Raw genomic sequence first — 21,567 nt, 5'->3', positions numbered from 1 at the left:
CCAGTAACGAAACGCCAGACAACCTGCAGGTGTACTCAGTTTGATCCCGGTGATGGGACGGACTGGCCCGAAATAGACAAGGCGCGGCTATCGGTCAGTTCAAACCGGGCCTGGTTTTCGGTGGTCGAATCTGCCCCGACGAAGACGGTGAACGTACCGGCCTCAATCACCGGCGAAAAGTTGCTGTCCAGCAGGGCGAAGTCTGCCTGGTCAAGGGTGAAGGTCAGCTCCCGCGCCTCGCCGGGCGCCAGCTGCACTTTGCGGAAACCGCGTAGTTGGCGAACCGGGCGGGTCACGCTGGCGACATCATCGCGCAGGTATAACTGCACGATGTCTTCGCCTGGGCGCGCTCCGGTATTGGTGACGGTGACCGCCACGCTCAGCACTTGGGTGGACGCCAGCCGCTGTGTGCTGAGCCGCGGTGTGGAGTAACTGAACGAGGTATAGCTCAGGCCGAAGCCGAAGGGATACAGCGGCGTCCAGTGTTCATCGATGTAGCCGGAGGTATACCTTTCATCGCCGCTGGGCGGACGCCCGGTGCTTTTGTGCGCGTAGTAGAGGGGGATCTGCCCCACGTTGCGCGGGAACGTGATCGGCAGTTTGCCGCTGGGGTTGACGTCACCGAACAGGATATCGGCCACGGCATGGCCCATCTCACTGCCCAGGAACCAGGTTTCCAGCAGCGCCGGCGCCTGGCGCACGTTCTGCGAGAGCACCAGCGGGCGGCCATTCATCAACAGGATGACCACGGGTTTGCCGCTGTCCAGCAGGGCACGCAACAGCGCCTCCTGGGCACCCGGCAGGCCGAGGTCCGCGCGACTGCGGGCTTCGCCGCTCTGATCGGCGCGCTCGCCGAGCACGGCGATCACTACCTCGGCGCGGCGGGCGGCCTGCCGGACCTCGTTGAGGTTCTGCGTCTCGGTGCTGATGGGCGAAGCGCCGGGCAGGTAAACCACCTCGGTGCCAGGGGCGACGGCGCGGCGTATGCCCTGCAAGACCGTGATCGAATCTTCGGGATGAGCCGCCAAGGCCCAGGGGCCGATCGTGGCCTCGGCGTCCGTGGCCAGGCTGCCGACCACCAGCACGTTGCGCAGGTGCTTGGACAGCGGCAGCAGGGCGTCGGTGTTTTTCAACAATACGATGGACTTTTGCGCGGCCTCGCGTGCCAGTGCCCGGTGCTGCGGTGTCAGGACATTGGCCCGTTGCCGCGCCTCGTCGCTGTAGCGGTAGGGATCGTCAAGCAGTCCCAGGCGCTGCTTGGCCTGGAGTACACGGCGCACCGCATTATCCACGGCGGTCAGGGGAACCTGGCCAGTGCGCACCAGGGTGGGCAGGTATTGGCGGTACGTCTGGCTGACCATGTCGATGTCCACCCCGGCGTTGAACGCCAGCCGTGCCCGGTCGGCCGGACCGCCGGCGATGCCGTGCTGGCTCAGCTCCCAGAGGGCGTTGAAGTCACTGACAATGAGGCCACGGAACCGCCACTGATTGCGCAGCACACCGGTCAACAGCGCGGTGTTGCTGTGCAGGGGCGTCCCGGCCAGTTCGTTGAACGAGGGCATGATCCCATCGACGCCAGCCGCCACGGCCGCCTGGAAAGGCGGCAAGTACACTTCCCGCAACGTGCGTTCCGACACGTCGGCGACGTTGTAGTCGCGCCCGCCTTCTGCCGCGCCGTAGGTCACGAAGTGTTTCGCGGTCGCCAGCATAAATGACGGGTCGGCAGGCCCGGCGCCGTGGAACCCTCGCACCTTGGCGCTGGCCAGCGCTGCGCCCAGGAACGGATCTTCGCCGGTGCCTTCCACCACACGGCCCCAGCGCGGGTCGCGGGCAATGTCGACCATGGGCGCGAAGGTCCAGTGTATGCCGCTGGCCGTCGCTTCAACGGCCGCCGCGCGAGCGGTCCGTTGTGCCAGGTCAGGGTCCCAGGCAGCGGCTTGCGCCAACGGCACGGGAAATACGGTGCGAAACCCGTGGATCACATCAAAGGCAAACAACAACGGTATAGGCAGGCGAGAACGGGTGACGACGTGTTCCTGCAACCGGCGGGTCTGTTCGACGCCGTAGGCGCCAAGGACCGAGCCCACGGTGTTCATGGGCAGTTGCGCCAGCTCGCCTTGGTCAATGACCGGGCCGGTAGGTGTGTCCTGGACGCCGAGCTGGCTGAGTTGGCCGACTTTTTCTTCCAGCGTCATCTGTTGCAACAAGGCCTCTACGGGGTCTTGCTCACCGGCGTGGAGAGCGTTGCCGCTGACACTGAACACCACGCAGAACAGCGCCCATTGGCCGCCGAGCCTCATGGACTATTGCCGGTGTCGGCCGTTGAAGGGGTACCGATTGCCGTCGATTCCGAATGGAAGGGATGGTACTGATACAGCCAGGTCTCTGACAGCGGCTGGCCGTCCAGGCGCAGGAACAGGCGCAATTCCACCGGCTCCTTGCCGTCGACGTTCAGGTCGAACTGTGCTCGCCAATGGCCGGCGACGCCGTCCGGCACCGCTTCGGTAAAGACCCGGCTGAGGGCGCCCCTGGAGCAACTGATCACGGCCTCGGGCTTGACCCCCGGTGCGAGTTTTTCCAATGGGGCGCCCTGGAATTCCACCACGAATTTACGTACCCCCAGCGGGCGCGGCTCACCCGGTGAGCCGCCTTTGCCCAGGCGAGTGGCCACGCACACCGCCAGTGGCGAAACGTAGGGCTCCCGGGCCAGCCAGTGCAGGCGATACCGCAGCGCATAGCGGTTGCCCGCTTCCGCCGGGGCCGAGGGCACCCACATCGCGACGATGTTGTCGTGGATCTCGTCGTCGGTGCCGTTTTCCATCAGTTGCACGCTGCCTTCGCCCCAATCGCCCAATGGCTCGACCCACAGGCTGGGACGCCGTTGGTAATTCACCCCATCAAGGTAGTGGTCGAAATTACGGTCGCGCTGTAACAGGCCGAAGCCCTTCGGTTGCCGGTCGCTGAACGCCGAAACCAGGGTGCGTGGCGGGTTGTTCAAGGGCCGCCAGATACGTTCTCCGTTGCCGGTCCAGAGCCCCAGGCCGTCACTGTCGTGGACCTCGGGGCGCCAGTCGGCGGCGGTGCGCTTGGCGGTTTCACTGAACCAGAACATCGAGGTCAGCGGCGCAATGCCCAGCCGGCTGACGTTCTTGCGCAGGAAAAACGTGCAGTCGATGTCCATGACCACGCCCTGTGTGCGGTGGATCTCGAAACGGTAGGCGCCGCAGATACTGGGGCCGTCGAGCCGCGCGTAGAGGGTCATGGCGTTTGTGTGCTGGTTCTTTGGCGGCTCGAACCAGATGTGGGTGAAGTCGGGGAATTCTTCGGCCTTGCCGGCTTGTGCCACATCCAGGGCAATCGCCCGTGCCGACAGGCCGTACTGGTACAACTCGCCGATGGCCCGGAAGTACGACGCGCCAAGAAAGGCCACCCAGTCGTTCTGTTGCCACGCCAGCCTGGCCTGGTCGCCCAGGCGGCTTTCCTGGATACGAAAACCGGCGAACCCGCTGTTACGGGGCAGGGCATGGGCCGGGCTGTCGCCCGGCATATCGAAGTGCGCCGGGTCGTAGACGATCTCGCGGGCGATGCCGTTGTCCAGCACATACAGCCTGACGGGCGTGCGAAAAAACGACCCCAAGTGAAAGAATGTCACAGGGAACTTGCCGGGGCCTTTGGCGAACAGGGCGTGCTCGGGTTTGAAGCGGATCTGGCCATGGGCGGCGTAGTCGAGTCGCGCCAGCAGCGCGGCCGATGCGGTGCTGGGGTAGGTGTAGGGTTTCAAGGCATCGGCCTGTGCCTGTTCGATCAAGCCTTCGAAGGAAAAAGCGCTGGGCTGGTCGGCTGTATCGGCCGCCAGGGCGTCCCTGCCCAGTGGCATGAGCAAGGCGCCCAGTGACGCGTATGTGAGGAAGTCGCGGCGCGTAGACATGCTGTCCTTTCCTTCGACGATGAGGGTCCAGGCCTCACGTTCAGCACGCCACCGGCATGCAATCGTGTTGCTTGTGTGGAGTCTCGAGTCGGGAAAAGGGGCTGTCTACTGTCAGAAATAACAGGGTGCGCAGGGGCGGATGATTCGGCGGCGTGTCCTACGCCGCCGTCTGCCGAATCGGCAATACCACGCGAAACTTCGTGCCCTTGCCCAGTTCGCTGCTGACAGAGATATCGCCATGGTGTTTCTTGACGATGCCGTAGGAGAGTGACAGTCCTAACCCAGTGCCTTCGCCCACCGGCTTGGTGGTGAAAAACGGGTCGAAGATTTTCTGCACCGCCTCGGGGGCAATCCCGCAGCCGTTGTCCGCCACTTCCAGCCACACGTTCTCGCCTTCCACGCCGTTGCTGATGGTGATGATGCCGCGCTCCGGCCCCATGGCCTGCGCCGCATTGATCACCAGGTTCATCACCACCTGGTTGAGCTGGGAGGCCAGGCATTCGATCTCTGGCAGCGGCGCGTAGTGCTTGACCACATCGGCCTTGTACTTGAGTTCGCTGGCAACGATGTTCAGCGTCGAATCGATGCCCTGTTGCAGGTTTGCGAATTGCCAGGTCTGGTCGTTGTCCACCCGCGAGAAGTTTTTCAGGTCCTTGACGATCTGCACCACGCGGCCGATGCCCTCCTTGGACTCGCGGATCAACACCGGAATGTCTTCCTGTAGAAACTCCAGTTCCAGGCGGGTGCGCAAGGCCTTGAGCTGCTCGTGCTGTTCACCCGTGGCGAGGCTTTCTTCGGCCTGCCGGTAAGCCTCCAGCATCTGTTGCAACTGGTTGAAGTAGCCGTCGAGGGTGCTGAGGTTGGAGGAGATAAAGCCTACCGGGTTATTGATCTCATGGGCCACGCCCGCGGCGAGTTGCCCCAGGGAGGCGAGTTTTTCCGACTGCACGAGTTGGCTTTCCAGGTGCTTGCGCTCTTCGATTTCCAGCTGCAGCGCGTGGGTGCGTTGTTCCACCAGCCGTTCCAGATGAGTGGTTTGCAGGGTGGCGCGACGGGCCATGTCCCATTTATTGGCCAGGGTGTTGGCCATCTGCTGGACTTCGATGTTATCGAACGGTTTTTTCAGGATCAGCAAGCGATCATGGCCTTGCAGGCGGTCGAGCAGGTCCTCCCAGGAATAGTCCGAGTACGCGGTGCACACCACCACTTGCAGGTCGGGGGCGACTTTCCAGAGCTCTTCTATGGTCCTCGCGCCGTCCCAGCCCTGGGGCATGCGCATGTCGACAAACGCCAGGGCATAGGGCTGCTGGTGCGCCATGGCGGTGATGAGCAACTGCAGGCCTTCTTCGCCGCCGTAGGCCGAGTGCAGGTCGAAAGGGGGGGCCGTGGGTTTGCTGGTTTCACCGAACAGTGCCGACTCCATGTCATCCAGCTCCTGGTTGGATTCAGTGGGCGGCATCAGGATCTTGCGGAAATCCTCATGAATCGACGGCGTGTCATCAATCAACAGGATGCGCCGGTTGGGAGGCTGGTTCATACGAGGCTTCCGGCAGGAATGAGGGGGATAGTCAGGGTGAATAGCGCGCCCAGGCCCGGCCCGTCGCTGTGGGCGCTGAGGTGGCCGTCCATTTCGACGGCGGCCAGGGCGCAGCTGTGCAGGCCGAAGCCGTGACCTTCCTTGCGGGTGGTAAACCCGTGGGTAAATATCCGGGTCATGTTCTCGGCCGGTATGCCTTCGCCTTCGTCCTTCACGCTGATCTGCAACCTGTTGCCCTCCAGCGACTGGACTGTCAGGGTCATCTGCCGTGGCCGGTCGGTGAGGTTGGACATGGCGTACTTGGCGTTGCTGATCAGGTTGACCATGATCAGCAGCAAGCGGTGTTTGTCCCCGAGGACTTCCGGTACCTGCCCATAGTGCTTGACCACCGTGACATTGTGCCGGCTCAGTGCCCCCGCGTTCATGCGCAGGGCGTCTTCCATCAAGGTGCTGATCTGCACCGGTTCCTTCATCGAGGGCGCGCCCGCATAGGATTGTTGGGTGGAGACGATGTCCTTGATATGGTCCACGCTCTTGCTCAGTTGCCCCAGCTCCTCGATCAGGCCTTGCTGCTCGACGGCAATGGCGTCCACCAATTGGTTCAAGTAGCCGGGCAGCAACTTGCCCTTCTCATCCTCGGTGATAAAAGTGCCCAGGTCGCCCTGGCGTTCGTTGATCAACTGCATGGCCTTGCCCAGGCCCATTGCCTTGCTGCTGCGCAGTTTGCGGGTGACCAGGTCGGCGGAGATGTTCACGCTGTTAAGCACATTGCCGACGTTGTGCAGCACGTTGGTGGCGATCTCCGCCATGCCGGCCTGGCGCGCGCTGTCCATCAGCTCGCTCTGGGCATCCTTGAGCTGTCGGGTACGTCGTTCCACACGCTGTTCCAGGGTTTCGTTCACCGCCTGCAAGGCGCGGTTGACGCGGTTGATCTCGGCGAAACTGCGCAGCAGGCGAACCGCCAGGAACAGCAGCAGGGCCACCAGCAGGGTCGAGAACACCAGCAGGTAACGGTGGTATTGCTGCTCGACCAGGTCGAGGGCCTGTTGGTCCTGGTTGAGGTGGGTGGTCAGGTCATCCAGGCGTTCGGCTACCGGAATGGCGGCGATCTGTTCGAGCAACGTGTTCACCACCGGCTGCTCGCGCAGGATCAGTTCGATGTGATTGCTCAGGATCTCCACCGGGCCGCGGAATTCGCTGGGCAGCAGTTCCTGGTTGACGGCCAGCTTGCCCAGGCCGACGAGAATGTCGGCGGCGCGCTCGTCGCTGGTGACCTGGGCGAATTCAAGGCTGCTGAGCAGCAAGTCGTAGGTGTCGGTGGCCACGCTTTGCAGTTGCGGTTTTGTATCGTCGTTCACCTGGTTGAACTGCGCCTGGATATCGTCTTCGGCGGTCGGCAGGAAGGCCAGGGAGTTGCGCAATACCGCGTTATGGGACTTGAACTGGTCGACGCGCCGGGCCTTTTCCTGGATGGCCGCCTGATAAGCCTGTTGGCTGGCTTGCCAGGCGGGCAGGTCTTGCGGGCTGTGGTACGAGCCGCGTGCTTCCAGTTCGGCCCACAACCGGGTCATTTCCGTCAGGGGCGTCACCAGGGGGTCGTAGTTGTGGGTGATGGCGATCCTGGCCTTGAGGACTTCGCTGTCCCACTGGGCATTGAGTTGCTGCAACTGCCGGATCAGGTCCCGGGAGTGGGTGTAGGAAGACGACTGGTCGCTGGACGACTTGATGTACAGAAAAATCAGGGTCGAGGCCAGCAACAGGGTGATCAATCCCAAGGCCAACTGGCTGGTGCGGCGGCGAGAAAGGGTCATGACGGTCTGCTCATAAAGGCTTGCCTTTCCATTCGCCGGTCAGGGTCTTGAGAAACTGGATGATCAGGTCTTTATCCTCCTGTGAAGGATTGCGCCCCAGTTGGAACTTGAACATGACGTCGACGGCTTCTTCCAGGGTCTTGGCCGAGGCATCGTGAAAATACGGGGCCGTGACCGCGACGTTACGCAGGCTGGGGACCTTGAACACGTGCCGGTCTTCCTCATCCTTGGTCAGCAGGTAGCGCCCCAGGTCCGACTCGACGGGGTTGCCGCGGACCTTGAAGTAGTCGCCCATCACGCCGAATTTCTGGAACATGTTGCCGCCGATGTTGATGCCCTGGTGACAGGCGATGCAACCGTAGTCCTTGAAGCGCTGGTAGCCGTACTTTTCCTGGATCGTGAGGATGTCCGTGTTGCCCAGCAGGTACTGGTCAAACCGTGAGTTGGGCGTCAGCAGCGTGCGTTCATAGGTGGCCAGGGCGTTTTGCACATTGGCGGCGGTGACGCCATCGGGGTAGGCCTGCTTGAACGCCGCCTGGTAGGCGGGCAGGGCGGTCAGGTTCTGCACCACGGTGTTCCAGTCGCTGCCCATTTCCACCGGGCTGATGACCACTTGCTCGACCTGCGCTTCCAGGGTGTCCACGCGGCCATTCCAGAATTGTTTGAAGTTCAGGCTGGCGTTGAAGACCGACGGCGTATTGATCTCCACGGGTTTGCCGTCGAAACCCAGGGAGAAGGGCCTGGTGTCGGCGCCCCCGGATTCGAGGTGATGGCAACTGGCGCAAGACAGCGTGTTGTTCACTGACAAGCGCGGCTCATTGAACAGCTGGCGGCCCAGCTCGACCTTGGCCGCATCGAGGTGCGGCACCGGCGGCAGGGGTTTGAGCGCTTCGTCCAGCGGCGCGGCCGTCACGGTCGTCCCCAGGCACAGCCCCAACGCGAGGATGGAGCCGAAATGGTAGGTTGAAACGTCGCTCAAGCGAGCACTCCTTGCAGGCATAGGGCTATTGGTCGGGCATCAGTGTGGGGCTGCCCACCTGCAGCAACTGGGCGAAATCCTTCGCAGGCACGGCCTTGCTGAACAGAAAGCCCTGGCCTTCTTCACAGTGCTGGGCTCTCAGGAAGTTCAGCTGTTCGACGGTCTCTACCCCTTCGGCGATGATGTTCAGCTCCAGGCTCTTGCCCATCCCGATGATAGCGCTGATCAGTTGCGCGTCCTGGCTATTTTCGTGCAGCCCGCGCACGAATGATTGGTCGATCTTCAGCACATCGATGGGAAAGCGTCGCAGGTAGCTGAGGCTGGAGTAGCCGGTGCCGAAATCATCCAGGGCCAGGCGCACGCCCATGGCCTTGATCCGGTTGAGGATATCGACCGTCTCGTCGACATTCTGCATCAGCACGCTTTCGGTGATTTCCAGCTCCAGCTGGTTGGGCGGCAGGCCGGTCTGCTTGAGGATGGCGGCCAGGTTGTCGACAAACTCCCGCTGGCGGAAGTCGATGGCCGAGATGTTCACCGAGATGCGCAGCGGCGCCAGGCCCATGGTGCGCCAGGCCTGTGCCTGTTCGCAGGCGTGGCGCAGCACCCACTGGGTCAAGGAGACGATCAGCCCGCTGTCTTCGGCCACCGGAATGAAGTCGGCCGGGTGGACCCAGCCCGAGCGCGGTTGAAACCAGCGGATCAGCGCCTCTGCGCCGAGGATCCGCCCGGTTTTCAGGTCCAGCTTGGGCTGGTAGTGCAGCGCAAACTCATCGTGCTCCAGGGCCTGGCGGATCGCGCTTTCCAGGTTCTGTTGATGCCGGGCGCGCAGGTTCATGTCTTCGGTGTAGAAACTCAGGTCGTCCGGGCCACGCTCCTTGGTGGTGTGCATGGCGGTTTCGGCGTGCTTGATCAGTTCCACCGCAGTGCTGCTGTCATTCGGGTAGATGCTGATGCCGAGGCTGGCGGTAACGCTCAGGTCGTGCCCCGCGACATGCCGGGTAACGCTGATGGCCTGGAGCACCTTCTGGGCGATGTGCTGGGTTTGCTGGGGATGCTGGACATCATTGAGCAGGATCACAAACTCGTCCGAACCATAGCGAAACACCGAGTCAGACTCACGCACGGCCGCCACCAGGCTTTGGCTGACCTGCTGGAGCACCTCATCCCCCACCGGATAACCCAGGGCGTTGTTGATGCGCTTGAAGCGGTCGAGCCCGATAAACATCACCGCCAGTTGCGTATCATGGCGCCGGCCCAGGGCAATGGCCTGGGTCAGGCGGTCGCCCAGCAGCGTGCTGTTGGGCAGCTCCGTGAGCGCGTCGTATTGCAGCAGGTGCGAGACTTTCAGCAACTCCTGCACGCGCTCCTCAATCGTGCGTTCGAGCCCGATCACCTTGAGGGCGGCATCCTGGGCGAGCTGCCATTTCCAGGTCAGGGCGCTGGCCATCTGGCGGATTTCCAGGTGGTCGAAGGGCTTTTTCAGGATCAGCAACTGGTCGTTGTACTTCAATCGCGCCTCGATCGCTTCAAAGGAATAGTCGGAATAGGCGGTGCACAGGGCGATCTGCAGGTTGGGATCGACGTTCCACAACTGCTCGATGGTTTGCAGGCCGTCCCAGCCGGGCGGCATGCGCATGTCGATGAACGCCATGGCGTAGGGGGTGTTGGTTGCCAGGGCCCGACTCACCAGATCCAAGGCCTCCTGGCCCTGGTAGGCGGAATCGAGGATAAACGCCTGGCGAGCAACGGCCGTTGTGCCGAACAGGGTCTGCTCAAGGGTATCCAGGGAGGGCTCGGCGTCGGCGTCGGCGCACAGGATCTTGCGAAAGTCCAGGTGGATGGACGTGGCATCATCGACGATCAGGATGCGACGGTTGGCCCGCCCTGCGTTCGGGTTCATAGTGCGCGCCTTATCTGCAAACGGTTCGACGGCATAACCATTCCTTCCTTGGTTCCATGGCTGAGCGGGGCGCAGACCTGCCGTGACAGTGTAGTCGAGGTCCCTTGAATTCGGCGGCCAGTTGGCGTCAAATCAACTCCGCGCCTTAAGCGAGGGAAGATGGCTTGGCACAGGGGTTCAAATCAGCTCAATTCAGTTCAATGTGAAGGCGCAACAGGCATGGATGAACAACTTGCGACGAAACCCACTATTTTGCTGGTCGACGATGAAGAGTCGATCCTCAACAGCTTGCGCCGCCTGTTGCGCGGCCAACCCTTTGATGTCGTGCTCGCGGGCGGCGGCGCACAGGCCCTGGAGATCATGGCCGCCCAGCCCATCGACCTGGTGATGAGCGATGCGCGCATGCCCGGCATGGACGGCGCGCAGCTGCTGGCCGAGGTTCATCGCCTTTATCCCGCCACCAGTCGCATCCTGCTCACCGGCTACGCCGACCTGCCGACGATCATCAAGGCGATCAACGAAGGGGCGATCCACCGCTATATCGGTAAACCCTGGAACGACGACGAACTGAAGCTGATCCTGCAGCAGGCCCTGGAATTTCAGCGGCTGGAGCGCCTGGCCCATCAGCAGAACGACCAGCTCAAGCTGTTGAACGCCACCTTGGAAAAACGCGTGGCAGCACGCACCAGTGAGTTGCAACAGACCGCCGACATGCTCGACCTGGCCTACGACGAGCTCAAGCGCAGCTACGTGACCGGCACCGAAGTGTTTTCGTTGCTGGCCAACCTGCGCCTGCCCAAGAACAAACAGACCAACCGCGCACTGATCGAACTGGTGCGAGTGTACTGCACCGCCCAGTCCATAGACGAAGCCAGCGCCCGCGACATGGCCATGGCCGCCGCGCTGTACAACATCGGCAAGCTGAGCTGGAGCGACAGCATGTTGATCGAGCCGGCCGACAAGCTGCACAGCACCGATCGCGAGCGCTACCGTGGCTATCCGGCCCAGAGCGAATCGCTGCTGATGACCCTGGAGCCGATGAAGGATGCGGCGCGGATCATCCGTCATCACCAGGAACGCTGGGACGGCAGTGGTTTTCCCGACCACCTCAAGGGCGATGCGATTCCGTTCGGTTCACGCCTGCTGAAACTGGCGGTGGACTTCATCGAGTTGCAGAAAGGCCTGATCCTTGAGCGGCACCTGAACAGCGATGAAGCGCTGTTGTATATCCGCAAGTATGCCGGGCGCCTCTACGATCCGGACCTGGTCGAGGACTTCATCCTGGCGTGCGCTGCGTTTCTCAGTGACGTGACCCTGGGCGATCCGACCGTCAAGGTGCTCACCACCCGTGAGCTGGAAGACGGCATGGTCCTGGCGCGTAACCTCAACGCCGATAACGGCATGTTGCTGCTTAACGCCGGCAAGGTGCTGAACCTGCCGTTGGTGGACAAGCTGATTGCGTTCGAGGCGATGGAAGGCGCCAAGTACAGCGTGTTCATCAAGGAGCCGGACGAGAGCGAAGGGGTGCTCCATTAATTTTCATTTTTTGAGTTCAAGGTTTTCAGTTCATGCCTAGCACTATCCGTATCGCCGCTGCCCTGCTGATCGGCAGCGACGGCCACACCTTGCTGGTGCGCAAGCGCGGTACCCAGGCCTTTATGCAACCCGGTGGCAAGATCGACGCCGGTGAGCAGCCCGTCGAGGCCCTGGCCCGCGAGCTGTACGAAGAGCTGAACCTGCGCATCGAGCCCGGCGACGCGGTCTACCTGGGTCACTTCTCGGCCCCTGCGGCCAACGAACCGGGGTTTACCGTGGACGCTGAATTGTTCCAGGTGCAGATCGATGCTCCGGTCAGCCCGGCCGCTGAAATCGAAGAGGTGCGCTGGATCGACCCGGCCGGTGATGGCGGCCTGGTGCTGGCGCCCTTGACCCGTGACCTGATCCTGCCGTTTTACCGCGCGTCACTGACCACGCCGGCCTGACGCGAATGAGCGTGCGTGCGCTGGGGGCCAACGATGCCGAGGCTTATCGGGCGTTGATGCTGGAAGCTTACGGCGCCTATCCCCAGGCGTTCACTTCCAGTGTGGCCGAGCGTGCGTCGATACCGTTGAGCTGGTGGGAAAAGCGCCTGGAGAGTCCGCTGGATCGTTTGCTCGGCGCGTACGTCGACGGGGTACTGGCCGGCATCGTCGGCCTGGCCTTCGAGCCTAGGGAGAAGGCGCGGCACAAGGTGACCCTGTTCGGCATGTACGTGAACGCGGCTTACCAGCAGAAAGGCTTGGGCCGGCGATTGGTCGAGGCAGCGCTGGATGAAGCGCGCCGACATCCGCGGCTGAAAGTGATCCAGCTGACCGTCACCGCCGGCAACGATGCAGCGTTTGCGCTGTACCGCCGCTGCGGGTTTATCCAGTACGGCCTGGAACCGTTGGCGGTGCGAGTGGGCGTGGACTACTTCGACAAAATCTACATGTGGCGCGAACTCACGGCTCACTGAGATCCAATGTAGGAGGGGCTTGCCCCTCTCACATTTGGAACTGTGTTGTTTCAGCGTACCGCGCTCACGCCATCCAGCGTTGAAAACGACGTATCTTTTGCCGTCAGCAAAAAATCGCGCATATACGGCGCATCCAGCATGTCCGCACGAATCCCCGCATACAGCGTCGCAAACAAGCCTTTCTCGCCCAGGCGCTTGGCCTTCACGTAGCCGCGCGAGCTGTATTCATGCAGCGCCCAATGGGGCATGCCGCACACGCCACGGCCGCTGGCGACCAGTTGCATCATCATCACCGTCAGTTCCGAGGTGCGCACCTGGGCCGGTTCCACATCGGCCGGTTCCAGGAAGCGGGTGAAGATGTCCAGGCGGTCACGCTCCACCGGGTAGGTGATCAGGGTTTCGCTCAGCAGGTCTTCGGGCACGATGTACGCCTTGTTCGCCAGCGCGTGCTGGTTGGCCACGGCGAGCATGGCTTCGTAGGTGAACAGCGGCACATAGGTGATGCCCGGCAGCTCCAGCGGGTCGGAGGTCACCACCAGGTCCAGGTCGCCACGGGCCAGGGCCGGCAGTGGCGCGAACGCAAAGCCCGAGGCCAGGTCCAGCTCGACTTCCGGCCAGGCATCGCGGAATTGGTCGATGGTCGGCATCAGCCATTGGAAACAACTGTGGCACTCGATCGCCATGTGCAGGCGTCCGGCGGTGCCCCCGGCCAGGCGTGCAATATCGCGCTCGGCACCACGCAGCAGGGGCAGGGCGGCGTCGGCCAGTTGCAGCAGGCGCAGGCCGGCGCTGGTGAAGCGCACGGGTTTGGTCTTGCGCACGAACAGCGGCATGCCCAGGCGCTCTTCCAGCTCCTTGAACTGGTGGGACAGCGCCGACTGCGTCAGGTGCAGACGCTCGGCGGCCTCCACCAGGCTGTCGGCTTCGCGCAGGGCGTGCAGGGTCTTGAGGTGACGGATCTCGAGCACGGGCTCTCCATGAAGACAATTTGTGACGAAACGGAATAGCGTGAGTTTGTCTCATGTTGCAATCCATGTCGACCATGACCGCCGGGCACTCTTCATCAAACTGTCATGGAACTGTGGCAGCGCCCTTGAACAAACTTCATCAGACTCGCGCTCTACTGGGGTTCTGCGTTTCGGTGTTTTTCATGCGCGTGTTGTTTTTACTGGCCGCTCTACTGTTCGGCCTGCCGTCTTTTGCGGCGTCTCGATGTGATGTCAATGTCCCGACCCAAACGGTCGACCTGGCCCAGGTGAGCATCGCCTACCAGAGTATCGGCCGTGCGTCCGACCCGGCCTTGCTGCTGGTGATGGGCTTGGGCGGGCAACTGATTCACTGGCCCGACGAAGTCGTCGTTGCCCTGTGTCAGCAGGGTTTCCGGGTGATCCGCTACGACAACCGCGATGTCGGCCTCTCCACCTGGCGCCAGGCGCCGGCGAACGCCAACCTGACCTTTGAAGTGCTGCGCTACAAGCTCGGCCTGCCGGTATCGGCGCCGTACACGCTGACGGATATGGCCGATGACGCCCTGGGCCTGATGGACGCCTTGCAGGTCCAGCAATTCCATGTACTGGGCGCAAGCATGGGCGGCATGATCGCCCAGCACCTGGCGGCGATGGCGCCCCAGCGCGTGGAAAGCCTGACCCTGGTCATGACCAGCTCCGGCGCCGAAGGCTTGCCGGCCCCGAATGCGGCGCTGGTGCAATTATTGTCGCGACGCAGTGCGCCGAATCGTGAAGTGGCGCTGGAGCAGCAGGCCGATTTGCTCGCGGCGCTGGGCAGCCCGACTGTGAAGGACGATCGCCAGGTGCTGCTGCACCAGGCGGCGCTGTCCTATGACCGCGCCTTCAACCCGGACGGCGTGAAGCGCCAGATCATGGCGATCCTCGCCGAACCCAGCCGTGTGCCGCTGCTCAACCGGCTGCGCGTGCCGACACTGGTGGTCCACGGCACCGCCGACCCGTTGCTGCCGGTGATGCACGGCGTGCACCTGGCGGCGCATATCCAGGGCAGCCAGTTGAAGTTGATTCCCGGCATGGCCCATCGTTTCCAGGAAGCGTTCAAGGCGCCGCTGCTGACGGCGGTGTTGCCGTACCTGCAGGCTCATCGTGAAGATGCCGCACATTGGGCGCAGATTGACCCGGTCGCGCCTTCGAAGCTGCTGTGACATTGGTGTATCGTGCACCCTTTACGGCGTATTGAAGCCTGCGAGGTTGCCTGTCATGAGTACTCCCCTGAAAATCGATTTCGTCAGCGACGTGTCCTGCCCCTGGTGCATCATCGGCCTGCGCGGCCTGACCGAAGCCCTCGACCAGCTTGGCACCGAGGTGCAGGCCGAGATCCATTTCCAGCCGTTCGAACTGAACCCGAACATGCCCGCCGAAGGGCAAAATATCGTCGAACACATCACCGAGAAATACGGCTCCAGCGCCGAAGAGTCCCAGGCCAACCGTGCGCGTATCCGCGACATGGGCGCCGAGCTGGGCTTTGCCTTCCGCACCGACGGCCAGAGCCGTATCTACAACACCTTCGACGCACACCGCCTGCTGCATTGGGCCGGGCTCGAGGGCTTGCAGTACAACCTCAAGGAGGCGTTGTTCAAGGCCTACTTCAGCGATGGCCAGGACCCTTCCGATCACGCCACCCTGGCGATCATCGCCGAAAGCGTCGGCCTGGATATCCAGCGCGCCGCCGAGATTCTCGCCAGCGATGAATACGCCGCCGAAGTCCGCGAGCAAGAGCAATTGTGGACCTCCCGTGGGGTGACGTCAGTGCCGACCATCGTGTTCAACGACCAGTACGCCGTCAGCGGTGGCCAGCCGGCGGAAGCCTTTGTGGGCGCGATTCGCCAGATCATCAACGAAGCTAAAAACTAAAATCGAACACTGATCCAGATGTGGGAGGGGGCTTGCCCCCTCCCACATTTGTTTCTCACTGTCCTTGAGGTAAGCGCTGGCCCGCCCCTTGCATCGACCCCCTAAAGCCATAGGGGAAACATGACCTTGAACATTCTCGACCTCGACCACAGCCTCACCGGTCAGGCACCGATTGCCCGGCGTCTGGCCAGTGGCCGTGCCACGCGTATCGACCTGCTGGACCTGGGCCCGAAGCTGCGCCTGTGGTCCACCGAAAAAACCTGGAAGCGCTTCGCCGAACGCCTGGCCCGGCGGCCCCGGCCCACGGATGCGCGTCCGGAAATCCTGTTCGTCGGTTCCGGCGATTATCACCACCTGACGCCGGCGTTTCTGGCCGACCTGAAAGAACCCATCAGCCTGATCCACTTCGACAACCACCCCGACTGGGTGCGCTTTGCGCCCAGGCGCCACTGTGGCTCGTGGGTCAACCGCGCATTGAACATGCCGGCGATCAAACGCATCGTCACCCTCGGCCCCTGCAGCGATGACCTGCATAACCCGCAACTGCGTGGCGGCAACCTCGGTGCCCTCAAGCGCGGGCGCCTGCAACTGTTCCCCTGGCAGCACCCGCCGTCGAAAGTCTGGGGCCGGGTCGGCGATGGCGCCGGCCACCAGCAGCAGGAAAACCACCTGCACTGGCGCAACCTGGCGGAGCTGGACTGGCCGGCGTTTCTCGAGCAGATGATCGGCAGCCTGCCCACCGAAGCGATCTGGATCACCATCGACAAAGACGTGCTCGCCAGTGAAGACGCCGCCACCAACTGGGACCAGGGCGGCATGCGCCTGACCCACCTGCTGCAAGCCCTGCGGGCGCTGGCGGCGCGCAAGCGCATCATCGGTATCGATGTGTGCGGCGAGTTCGCCACGCCGGCGTTCAGCAACGCGTTCAAGCGTTGGGAAGCCAAGTCCGACCAGCCGCCCGCGGAGCGCTGGAGCCCGGAGGATCTGCAGCGCAACGCCGCCACCAATGAAGCCCTGATCGACCTGTTTGAGGAGCTGTTCCCGTGAGCCTGACCGTGGTGTTACTCGTGGCGTTTTCCATCGTGCTCGATGTGATCGGCCAACTGTGTTTCAAGCTCGGCCTGGACCGCTTGCCGGAGCTGGAGGGCGGCTTTCGCCTGAATGCGTTCTGGGGCCAGGTGTTCAATGCGCCGTTGCTGTGGGCGGGGATCGGTGCCTATGTAATCGAGTTTTTCGTGTGGCTCGAAGCGCTGTCTCGTGCGCCGTTGAGCTTGTTATTCCCGGCGGCGGCCCTGGCTTATTGCGGGGTGGTGCTGGCGGGCAAGGTGGTACTGGGCGAAACCGTCAGCCGACGTCGTTGGCTGGGCACGCTGGTGATTACCTTGGGTGTGATGCTGGTAGCGATTGCTGGGAGTCAGGCATGAGTACGCAAACGATGCATACCGGTTGGTTGCATGGGCGCCTGGGCACGGTGGTGCTGTGGGCCTTGCTGATCTGCACCGAGAGTGCCGGGCAGCTGTTTACCAAAGTTGCAGGGGACCAACTGGGGCAGATGGATTTCAACTGGCAGTGGTTGTCCGAGGTGGCGCGTAACCCGGGGATCCTGGCGGCGATCGCCAGTTACATCGGCGCGTTTTTCGTGTGGATGCTGATCCTGCGGCGCAGCAGCCTGTCCCTGGCGTTTCCGCTCAGTTCGCTGGTGTTTGTGGTGGTGTTGCTGGGTTCGTGGCTGGGGCTGGGGGAACATATCAGCCCGCTGCACTGGGTAGGCGTGGCGGTGATCATCGGCGGTATAGCGCTGCTGGCCGAAGGCGAAGAAAACTGAAACACGAATTCATGGGGAGTGGGCTTGCCCCTCCCATATTTTGTTCGAAGTGATCAATCGAACTTGTAGCTGATCGCCGTTTGTACCTGGCCCTGGTTCACGTCGCCGGTCTCCTTGACGATGCTGCTGTTGGCCGCCGAACCCACCAGGTGCACCCAGCTGGCGCTGGTCAGCAGTGACCAATTGGAGGCCAGGGGGAATTCGAAACTCTGGGTCAACGTGAGGTTCTGGAAGCCGCCGTTGGCGTTATACGGACGAATACCAGAGGCCGCGGATTCATTGGCGTCTACCCCGAAATAGGTTTGAGTCTGGCGCGCATCGGCGAAATTCGCCGCCAGGCCGCTGCTGCCGATCACCCCGCCACCCAGGGGGTAGCCCAGCTCGCCGCCGACCTTGCCCAGCGCGCCGCTCTGCGAGTGCCCGCCGCCCATGGCCTGGCCCATCCGGGCGTACACGCGCCAGAAGTCGGCCGGCGCGTATTGGATGAAGCCGCCCACTTCCGCCATGTCCGACACATTGCGCAGGCCTTGCAGCTCACCGTTGGAGGTACGCCCCTGCAGGTAGTTGATATAGGGGCCGGCGGTAAAACCGTTGGTGTTCAGGGCGCTCCAGGTCAGGCCGTCATCGGTGCTCAGGCTGACGTTGCCCCAGTCCAGGTCCAGGTAGGGCACGGGGCGGGTTTCGTAGCGGCTGCCGGTGGGGTCGTGGGGTTGATAACTGAGGCCCGCGCCGGCTTCACCGGTGACCGGGGCTGCCAGGGCGGTGTCGGCAATGCCCCACAGCCCCAGTAAACCGGCGAATACAGCGCAAGTGAGTTTGAGCATGGAGCAGGTTCCTTATCTGGACATGCGCGCATGAACGCGCGAAGGGCATCCCTTGCGCAAGCACTCATCTTGTTTGTAGCGAGCTACAAAAATTGTAGCTTGCACGACACATATCGCCACCGCTAACGCCAGAATCCCCAGCCCGGCTGGGCTTCAGCCAGTTGGCACACTCCCTGCTCTACCCCTTGGGCAAGCGCACACAGCGCGCTCCTCAAGGTAAACGCAGATGATCCACTGGCATATCGTGTGTGACTTCGACGGGACCATTACCCCCACCGATGTCATCGACAACGTCCTCCAACGCTTCGCCGGCCCCGAGTGGGAAACCATCGAACAGGAATGGCTGGATGGGCATATCGGTTCCCGCGAATGCCTGAGCCGTCAACTGGCGCTGATCAAGGCCACCCCAAGTGAACTGCTGGCGTATTTCGACAGTGTCGAGATCGACCCGGATTTCCCCGACTTCGTCGATCACGTGCTCGGCCTGGGCGCTTCTCTCGAAGTGGTCAGCGACGGTATCGAACAGGGGATTGCGCGGATCCTGTCGCGCAACTACGTGACCTTGCTGCCGATCCTCGCCAACCGCCTGCGCCAGATCGACCAGAACAGCTGGCGCATCGATTTCCCGTATGCCAGCGATGCCTGCCGCGCCGCGTCCGGCAACTGCAAGTGCAAATCCACCCCGCGCAACAAGCGCGTGCTGGTGATCGGCGACGGCAAGTCGGACATGTGCGTGGCCTCCACCGCCGACTTCGTATTTGCCAAAGGCAGCCTCGCCCAGTACTGCGCAGCCAACAACATCCCTCACGCGCGCTTCGACACCTTCGCCGAAGTGCCTGCGCTGCTGGCCCGCCTGCCTCAGGGCATCGCCGCCAACGCCACCACCTTCAACACCTCTTCTGACAATCAGGAACTCTTCCATCATGTCTGATATCCGCATCGCTACCGCCGAAGACCAGATCCTTCTGGATAAAGAAGCCAAGTATTGCTCCTACGGCGACACCGTTCACTACATCGAGCCACCGCGTATTTTCAGCCGTTGCGAAGGCTCCTACGTGTGGGACACCGAAGACCAGGCCTACCTCGACCTGCAAATGTGGTACTCGGCCGTCAACTTCGGCTACGCCAACCCGCGCCTGAACAATGCGTTGAAACAGCAGATCGACACCCTGCCGCAAATCGCCAGCCAGTACCTGCACAAAGGCAAGATCGAGCTGTCGGAAATGATCGCGGTGGACGCCAAGAAGAAATTCGGCCTCGACGGTCGCGTACACTTCAACGTCGGCGGTTCGCAGTCGATCGAAGACTCCCTGAAGGTGGTGCGTAACGCCACCAACGGCAAAAGCCTGATGTTCGCCTTCGAAGGCGGCTATCACGGCCGGACCCTCGGCGCCTCGTCGATCACTTCCAGCTACCGCTACCGTCGCCGCTACGGCCACTTCGGCGAGCGTGCGCAGTTCATCCCGTTCCCGTACCACTTCCGTGGCCCCAAGGGCATGACCAAGGAAGAGTACGGCAGCCATTGCGTGCAGCAATTCGCGCGCCTGTTCGAGACCGAATACAACGGTGTGTGGGACCCGAAAGTCGGCCAGAGCGAATACGCCGCGTTCTATGTCGAGCCGATCCAGGGCACCGGCGGCTACGTGATCCCGCCGATGAACTTCTATCGCGAACTCAAGCATGTGTTGGATCAGCACGGCATCCTGATGGTGTCCGACGAAATCCAGATGGGCTTCTACCGCACCGGCAAACTCTGGTCCATCGAGCACTTTGACGTACAACCGGACGTGATCGTGTTCGGCAAGGCGCTGACCAACGGCCTCAACCCACTGGGCGGCATCTGGGCCCGTGAAGAGTTGATCAACCCGAAGATCTTCCCGCCAGGTTCGACCCACTCCACTTTCGCCTCCAACCCATTGGGCACGGCGGTGGGCCTGGAAATGTTCAAGATGACCAACGAAGTCGACTACGGCGCGATGGTCATGGCCAAGGGCAAATTCTTCCTCGAAGGCCTGCAGGACCTGCAGAAACGGTTCCCGATCATCGGCGACGTCGACGGCCTGGGCCTGGCCCTGCGCTGCGAAATCTGCGGCCCGGACGGCTTCACGCCGGACAAGGCGACCCTGGACTACATGGTCGAAGAAGGCATGAAAGGCGACATGGTCGTCGATGGCCGCAAACTCGGCCTGATCCTCGACGTGGGCGGCTACTACAAAAACGTGATCACCCTGGCACCGTCCCTGGAAATCAGCTACCCGGAAATCGAACTGGGCCTGAAGCTGCTCGAGCAACTGCTGGTACGGGCGACCCAACGGTGAGCGCCGCCGGGATCGACCTCGGTGAAGGCAGTGCCGGTTTCGTTCTCGGTGAAGGTCCGGTCGGGATCCTGTTGATCCACGGCCTGACCGGCACCCCGACGGAGTTGCGCCAGGTCGCCAAGGGCCTGGTCAAGGCGGGTAACTGCACGGTGTACGTGCCCACCCTGGCCGGGCACTGCGGTGACAACAGCGACCTGCAGGCCACCGGCTGGCTGGACTGGTACGAGGGCGTGCGCAAGACCTTCGTGCAGGTCAGGCAACGCCACGAGCAGGTGTTTGTCGGTGGCTTGTCGATGGGTGCGGTGATGTCGATGTACGTGGCTGCCGAGCACCCTGGGCAAGTTGCCGGGCTGTTGATGTATTCCACCACCCTCAAGTACGACGGCTGGAGCATCAACAAGCTGGCGTTCCTCACTCCGTTGCTGATGAAGATTCCGTTCGGCGTGCACATCTGCCGCTTCGAAGAGAAGCCGCCCTACGGCATCAAGAACGAACGCCTGCGGGCAATCGTCGAGCGGCAGATGAAGGAAGGGCAGAGCAGCGAAGCCGGTTTGCTGACCATGGAAGGCATCACGGTGCGCGAGTTGCACCGCATGAATGCCGTGGTCAGGAAATGCATGCCCAAGGTCAAGGTGCCGGCCCTGGTGCTGCACTCCCTCGAAGACGACATCACCAGCCGCTGGAACGCCGATTACGTGGAGCGTCACCTGGGCGGCCCGGTGACCAAGATCCTGCTGGACAACTGCTACCACATGATCACCGTCGACCTGCAATACCGCCGGGTGATCGAGTTGAGTGCCGACTTTGTCGAGCGGCACACCGCGTTTGTGGACGCCGGCTTACTTTGTGGTGAGCGGGCTTGCTGTTGTGGTGAGCGGGCTTGCCCCGCGCCGGGTGGCGAAGCCGCCCCAAACCCAGGCACCTCAGTTCTAACTGGACGCATGCAGTGTCAGTGATGGGGCGGCTTCGCCACCCGGCGCGGGGCAAGCCCGCTCACCACAACAGCAAGCGCGCTCACAACAGCAAGCCCGCTCACCACAAGATGTCGCTTGTCAGCCATAACAAGGGAAAC

The 21,567-nt window shown here is 62.5% G+C and carries 19 protein-coding genes; 11 read left to right on the top strand and 8 right to left on the bottom strand.

All coding sequences use genetic code 11. From position 1 onward, the window contains the following. Positions 1-35: 35 nt before the first annotated feature. From bglX to PspCFBP13509_RS02335, 6 genes are all read right to left on the bottom strand, one after another. Positions 36-2,300, bottom strand: coding sequence for a beta-glucosidase BglX (gene bglX / locus PspCFBP13509_RS02360; RefSeq protein WP_137211509.1), 2,265 nt, complete (start codon positions 2,298-2,300; stop codon positions 36-38). After that, positions 2,297-3,877, bottom strand: a complete 1,581-nt coding sequence (locus PspCFBP13509_RS02355) for a glucan biosynthesis protein (protein ID WP_242001050.1) — start codon at positions 3,875-3,877, stop codon at positions 2,297-2,299. Before PspCFBP13509_RS02355 ends, bglX begins: the two co-directional genes overlap by 4 nt. Positions 3,878-4,085: 208 nt before the next feature. Beyond that, the gene (locus PspCFBP13509_RS02350; RefSeq protein ID WP_065926549.1) at positions 4,086-5,465 is read right to left on the bottom strand and encodes an ATP-binding protein; all 1,380 of its coding nucleotides are present in this window, start codon (positions 5,463-5,465) and stop codon (positions 4,086-4,088) included. After that, positions 5,462-7,276, bottom strand: a complete 1,815-nt coding sequence (locus PspCFBP13509_RS02345; RefSeq protein WP_065948877.1) for a DAHL domain-containing protein — start codon at positions 7,274-7,276, stop codon at positions 5,462-5,464. Before PspCFBP13509_RS02345 ends, PspCFBP13509_RS02350 begins: the two co-directional genes overlap by 4 nt. Before the next feature lie 10 nt (positions 7,277-7,286). Then, the gene (locus PspCFBP13509_RS02340) at positions 7,287-8,255 is read right to left on the bottom strand and encodes a cytochrome-c peroxidase (protein WP_065948876.1); all 969 of its coding nucleotides are present in this window, start codon (positions 8,253-8,255) and stop codon (positions 7,287-7,289) included. Positions 8,256-8,280: 25 nt separating this feature from the next. Further along, the gene (locus PspCFBP13509_RS02335; protein ID WP_137211507.1) at positions 8,281-10,155 is read right to left on the bottom strand and encodes a putative bifunctional diguanylate cyclase/phosphodiesterase; all 1,875 of its coding nucleotides are present in this window, start codon (positions 10,153-10,155) and stop codon (positions 8,281-8,283) included. Between the two features lie 219 nt (positions 10,156-10,374). Between PspCFBP13509_RS02335 and PspCFBP13509_RS02330 the strand changes: the two genes are divergently transcribed. Genes PspCFBP13509_RS02330 through PspCFBP13509_RS02320 form a run of 3 tightly spaced genes read left to right on the top strand, consistent with a single transcriptional unit; the run spans position 10,375 to position 12,649 of the window. After that, positions 10,375-11,691: an HD domain-containing phosphohydrolase gene (locus tag PspCFBP13509_RS02330; RefSeq protein ID WP_065926546.1), complete on the top strand. Its 1,317-nt coding sequence runs from the start codon at positions 10,375-10,377 to the stop codon at positions 11,689-11,691. A gap of 32 nt (positions 11,692-11,723) precedes the next feature. Next, a complete protein-coding gene (locus tag PspCFBP13509_RS02325) occupies positions 11,724-12,137 on the top strand; it encodes an NUDIX hydrolase (protein ID WP_065926545.1) in 414 nt (137 codons plus the stop codon). A 5-nt stretch (positions 12,138-12,142) separates the two neighbouring features. Continuing rightward, positions 12,143-12,649: a GNAT family N-acetyltransferase gene (locus tag PspCFBP13509_RS02320; RefSeq protein WP_065926544.1), complete on the top strand. Its 507-nt coding sequence runs from the start codon at positions 12,143-12,145 to the stop codon at positions 12,647-12,649. 50 nt (positions 12,650-12,699) lie between these two features. Here PspCFBP13509_RS02320 and metR read toward each other — a convergent pair whose 3' ends face one another. Then, a complete protein-coding gene (metR, locus tag PspCFBP13509_RS02315) occupies positions 12,700-13,617 on the bottom strand; it encodes a transcriptional regulator MetR (protein WP_137211506.1) in 918 nt (305 codons plus the stop codon). Positions 13,618-13,799: 182 nt separating this feature from the next. Here metR and PspCFBP13509_RS02310 point away from each other — a divergent pair, with 182 nt between their 5' ends. The 5 genes from PspCFBP13509_RS02310 to PspCFBP13509_RS02290 all read left to right on the top strand — a co-directional run bounded on the left by PspCFBP13509_RS02310 (position 13,800) and on the right by PspCFBP13509_RS02290 (position 17,353). Next, on the top strand, positions 13,800-14,819 hold the full coding sequence (locus PspCFBP13509_RS02310; protein WP_137211505.1) for an alpha/beta fold hydrolase: 1,020 nt from the start codon (positions 13,800-13,802) through the stop codon (positions 14,817-14,819). Between the two features lie 55 nt (positions 14,820-14,874). Next, the gene (locus tag PspCFBP13509_RS02305) at positions 14,875-15,528 is read left to right on the top strand and encodes a DsbA family oxidoreductase (RefSeq protein ID WP_065926542.1); all 654 of its coding nucleotides are present in this window, start codon (positions 14,875-14,877) and stop codon (positions 15,526-15,528) included. A 126-nt stretch (positions 15,529-15,654) separates the two neighbouring features. Continuing rightward, entirely contained in the window at positions 15,655-16,575 is a 921-nt protein-coding gene (locus PspCFBP13509_RS02300) for an arginase (RefSeq protein WP_065926599.1), read from the top strand. After that, entirely contained in the window at positions 16,572-16,952 is a 381-nt protein-coding gene (locus tag PspCFBP13509_RS02295) for a transporter (protein WP_065926541.1), read from the top strand. Before PspCFBP13509_RS02300 ends, PspCFBP13509_RS02295 begins: the two co-directional genes overlap by 4 nt. Beyond that, the gene (locus PspCFBP13509_RS02290; RefSeq protein ID WP_065926540.1) at positions 16,949-17,353 is read left to right on the top strand and encodes an EamA family transporter; all 405 of its coding nucleotides are present in this window, start codon (positions 16,949-16,951) and stop codon (positions 17,351-17,353) included. Before PspCFBP13509_RS02295 ends, PspCFBP13509_RS02290 begins: the two co-directional genes overlap by 4 nt. Positions 17,354-17,406: 53 nt before the next feature. Here PspCFBP13509_RS02290 and PspCFBP13509_RS02285 read toward each other — a convergent pair whose 3' ends face one another. Further along, entirely contained in the window at positions 17,407-18,177 is a 771-nt protein-coding gene (locus PspCFBP13509_RS02285) for a MipA/OmpV family protein (RefSeq protein ID WP_137211504.1), read from the bottom strand. Between the two features lie 226 nt (positions 18,178-18,403). Between PspCFBP13509_RS02285 and PspCFBP13509_RS02280 the strand changes: the two genes are divergently transcribed. From PspCFBP13509_RS02280 to PspCFBP13509_RS02270, 3 genes are read left to right on the top strand one after another with little or no spacing between them, the layout of a single operon-like run. Beyond that, positions 18,404-19,108, top strand: a complete 705-nt coding sequence (locus PspCFBP13509_RS02280; RefSeq protein ID WP_137211503.1) for an MtnX-like HAD-IB family phosphatase — start codon at positions 18,404-18,406, stop codon at positions 19,106-19,108. After that, a complete protein-coding gene (locus PspCFBP13509_RS02275) occupies positions 19,101-20,495 on the top strand; it encodes an aspartate aminotransferase family protein (RefSeq protein ID WP_027604609.1) in 1,395 nt (464 codons plus the stop codon). The genes PspCFBP13509_RS02280 and PspCFBP13509_RS02275 overlap by 8 nt, the downstream gene beginning before the upstream one ends. Then, positions 20,492-21,451, top strand: a complete 960-nt coding sequence (locus PspCFBP13509_RS02270; RefSeq protein ID WP_137211502.1) for an alpha/beta hydrolase — start codon at positions 20,492-20,494, stop codon at positions 21,449-21,451. Before PspCFBP13509_RS02275 ends, PspCFBP13509_RS02270 begins: the two co-directional genes overlap by 4 nt. Positions 21,452-21,567 lie beyond the last annotated feature (116 nt).

Origin of the sequence: Pseudomonas sp. CFBP13509, assembly GCF_005233485.1 — a bacterium.
GTDB lineage: Bacteria > Pseudomonadota > Gammaproteobacteria > Pseudomonadales > Pseudomonadaceae > Aquipseudomonas > Aquipseudomonas marginalis.
Note: the sequence above shows the minus strand (reverse complement) of the source record. Positions and strands in the feature narration are given on the sequence as shown.

Excerpts from the sequence above, each read along its gene's own strand:
- PspCFBP13509_RS02275 (WP_027604609.1), top strand. The coding sequence starts at position 19,101 with ATGTCTGATATCCGCATCGCTACCGCCGAAGACCAGATCCTTCTGGAT.
- bglX (WP_137211509.1), bottom strand. The coding sequence starts at position 2,300 with ATGAGGCTCGGCGGCCAATGGGCGCTGTTCTGCGTGGTGTTCAGTGTC.
- PspCFBP13509_RS02335 (WP_137211507.1), bottom strand. The coding sequence starts at position 10,155 with ATGAACCCGAACGCAGGGCGGGCCAACCGTCGCATCCTGATCGTCGAT.
- PspCFBP13509_RS02350 (WP_065926549.1), bottom strand. The coding sequence starts at position 5,465 with ATGAACCAGCCTCCCAACCGGCGCATCCTGTTGATTGATGACACGCCG.
- PspCFBP13509_RS02285 (WP_137211504.1), bottom strand. The coding sequence starts at position 18,177 with ATGCTCAAACTCACTTGCGCTGTATTCGCCGGTTTACTGGGGCTGTGG.
- PspCFBP13509_RS02305 (WP_065926542.1), top strand. The coding sequence starts at position 14,875 with ATGAGTACTCCCCTGAAAATCGATTTCGTCAGCGACGTGTCCTGCCCC.
- PspCFBP13509_RS02320 (WP_065926544.1), top strand. The coding sequence starts at position 12,143 with ATGAGCGTGCGTGCGCTGGGGGCCAACGATGCCGAGGCTTATCGGGCG.
- PspCFBP13509_RS02345 (WP_065948877.1), bottom strand. The coding sequence starts at position 7,276 with ATGACCCTTTCTCGCCGCCGCACCAGCCAGTTGGCCTTGGGATTGATC.
- PspCFBP13509_RS02310 (WP_137211505.1), top strand. The coding sequence starts at position 13,800 with ATGCGCGTGTTGTTTTTACTGGCCGCTCTACTGTTCGGCCTGCCGTCT.
- PspCFBP13509_RS02325 (WP_065926545.1), top strand. The coding sequence starts at position 11,724 with ATGCCTAGCACTATCCGTATCGCCGCTGCCCTGCTGATCGGCAGCGAC.
- PspCFBP13509_RS02280 (WP_137211503.1), top strand. The coding sequence starts at position 18,404 with ATGATCCACTGGCATATCGTGTGTGACTTCGACGGGACCATTACCCCC.
- PspCFBP13509_RS02355 (WP_242001050.1), bottom strand. The coding sequence starts at position 3,877 with ATGCCACTGGGCAGGGACGCCCTGGCGGCCGATACAGCCGACCAGCCC.
- PspCFBP13509_RS02330 (WP_065926546.1), top strand. The coding sequence starts at position 10,375 with ATGGATGAACAACTTGCGACGAAACCCACTATTTTGCTGGTCGACGAT.
- PspCFBP13509_RS02290 (WP_065926540.1), top strand. The coding sequence starts at position 16,949 with ATGAGTACGCAAACGATGCATACCGGTTGGTTGCATGGGCGCCTGGGC.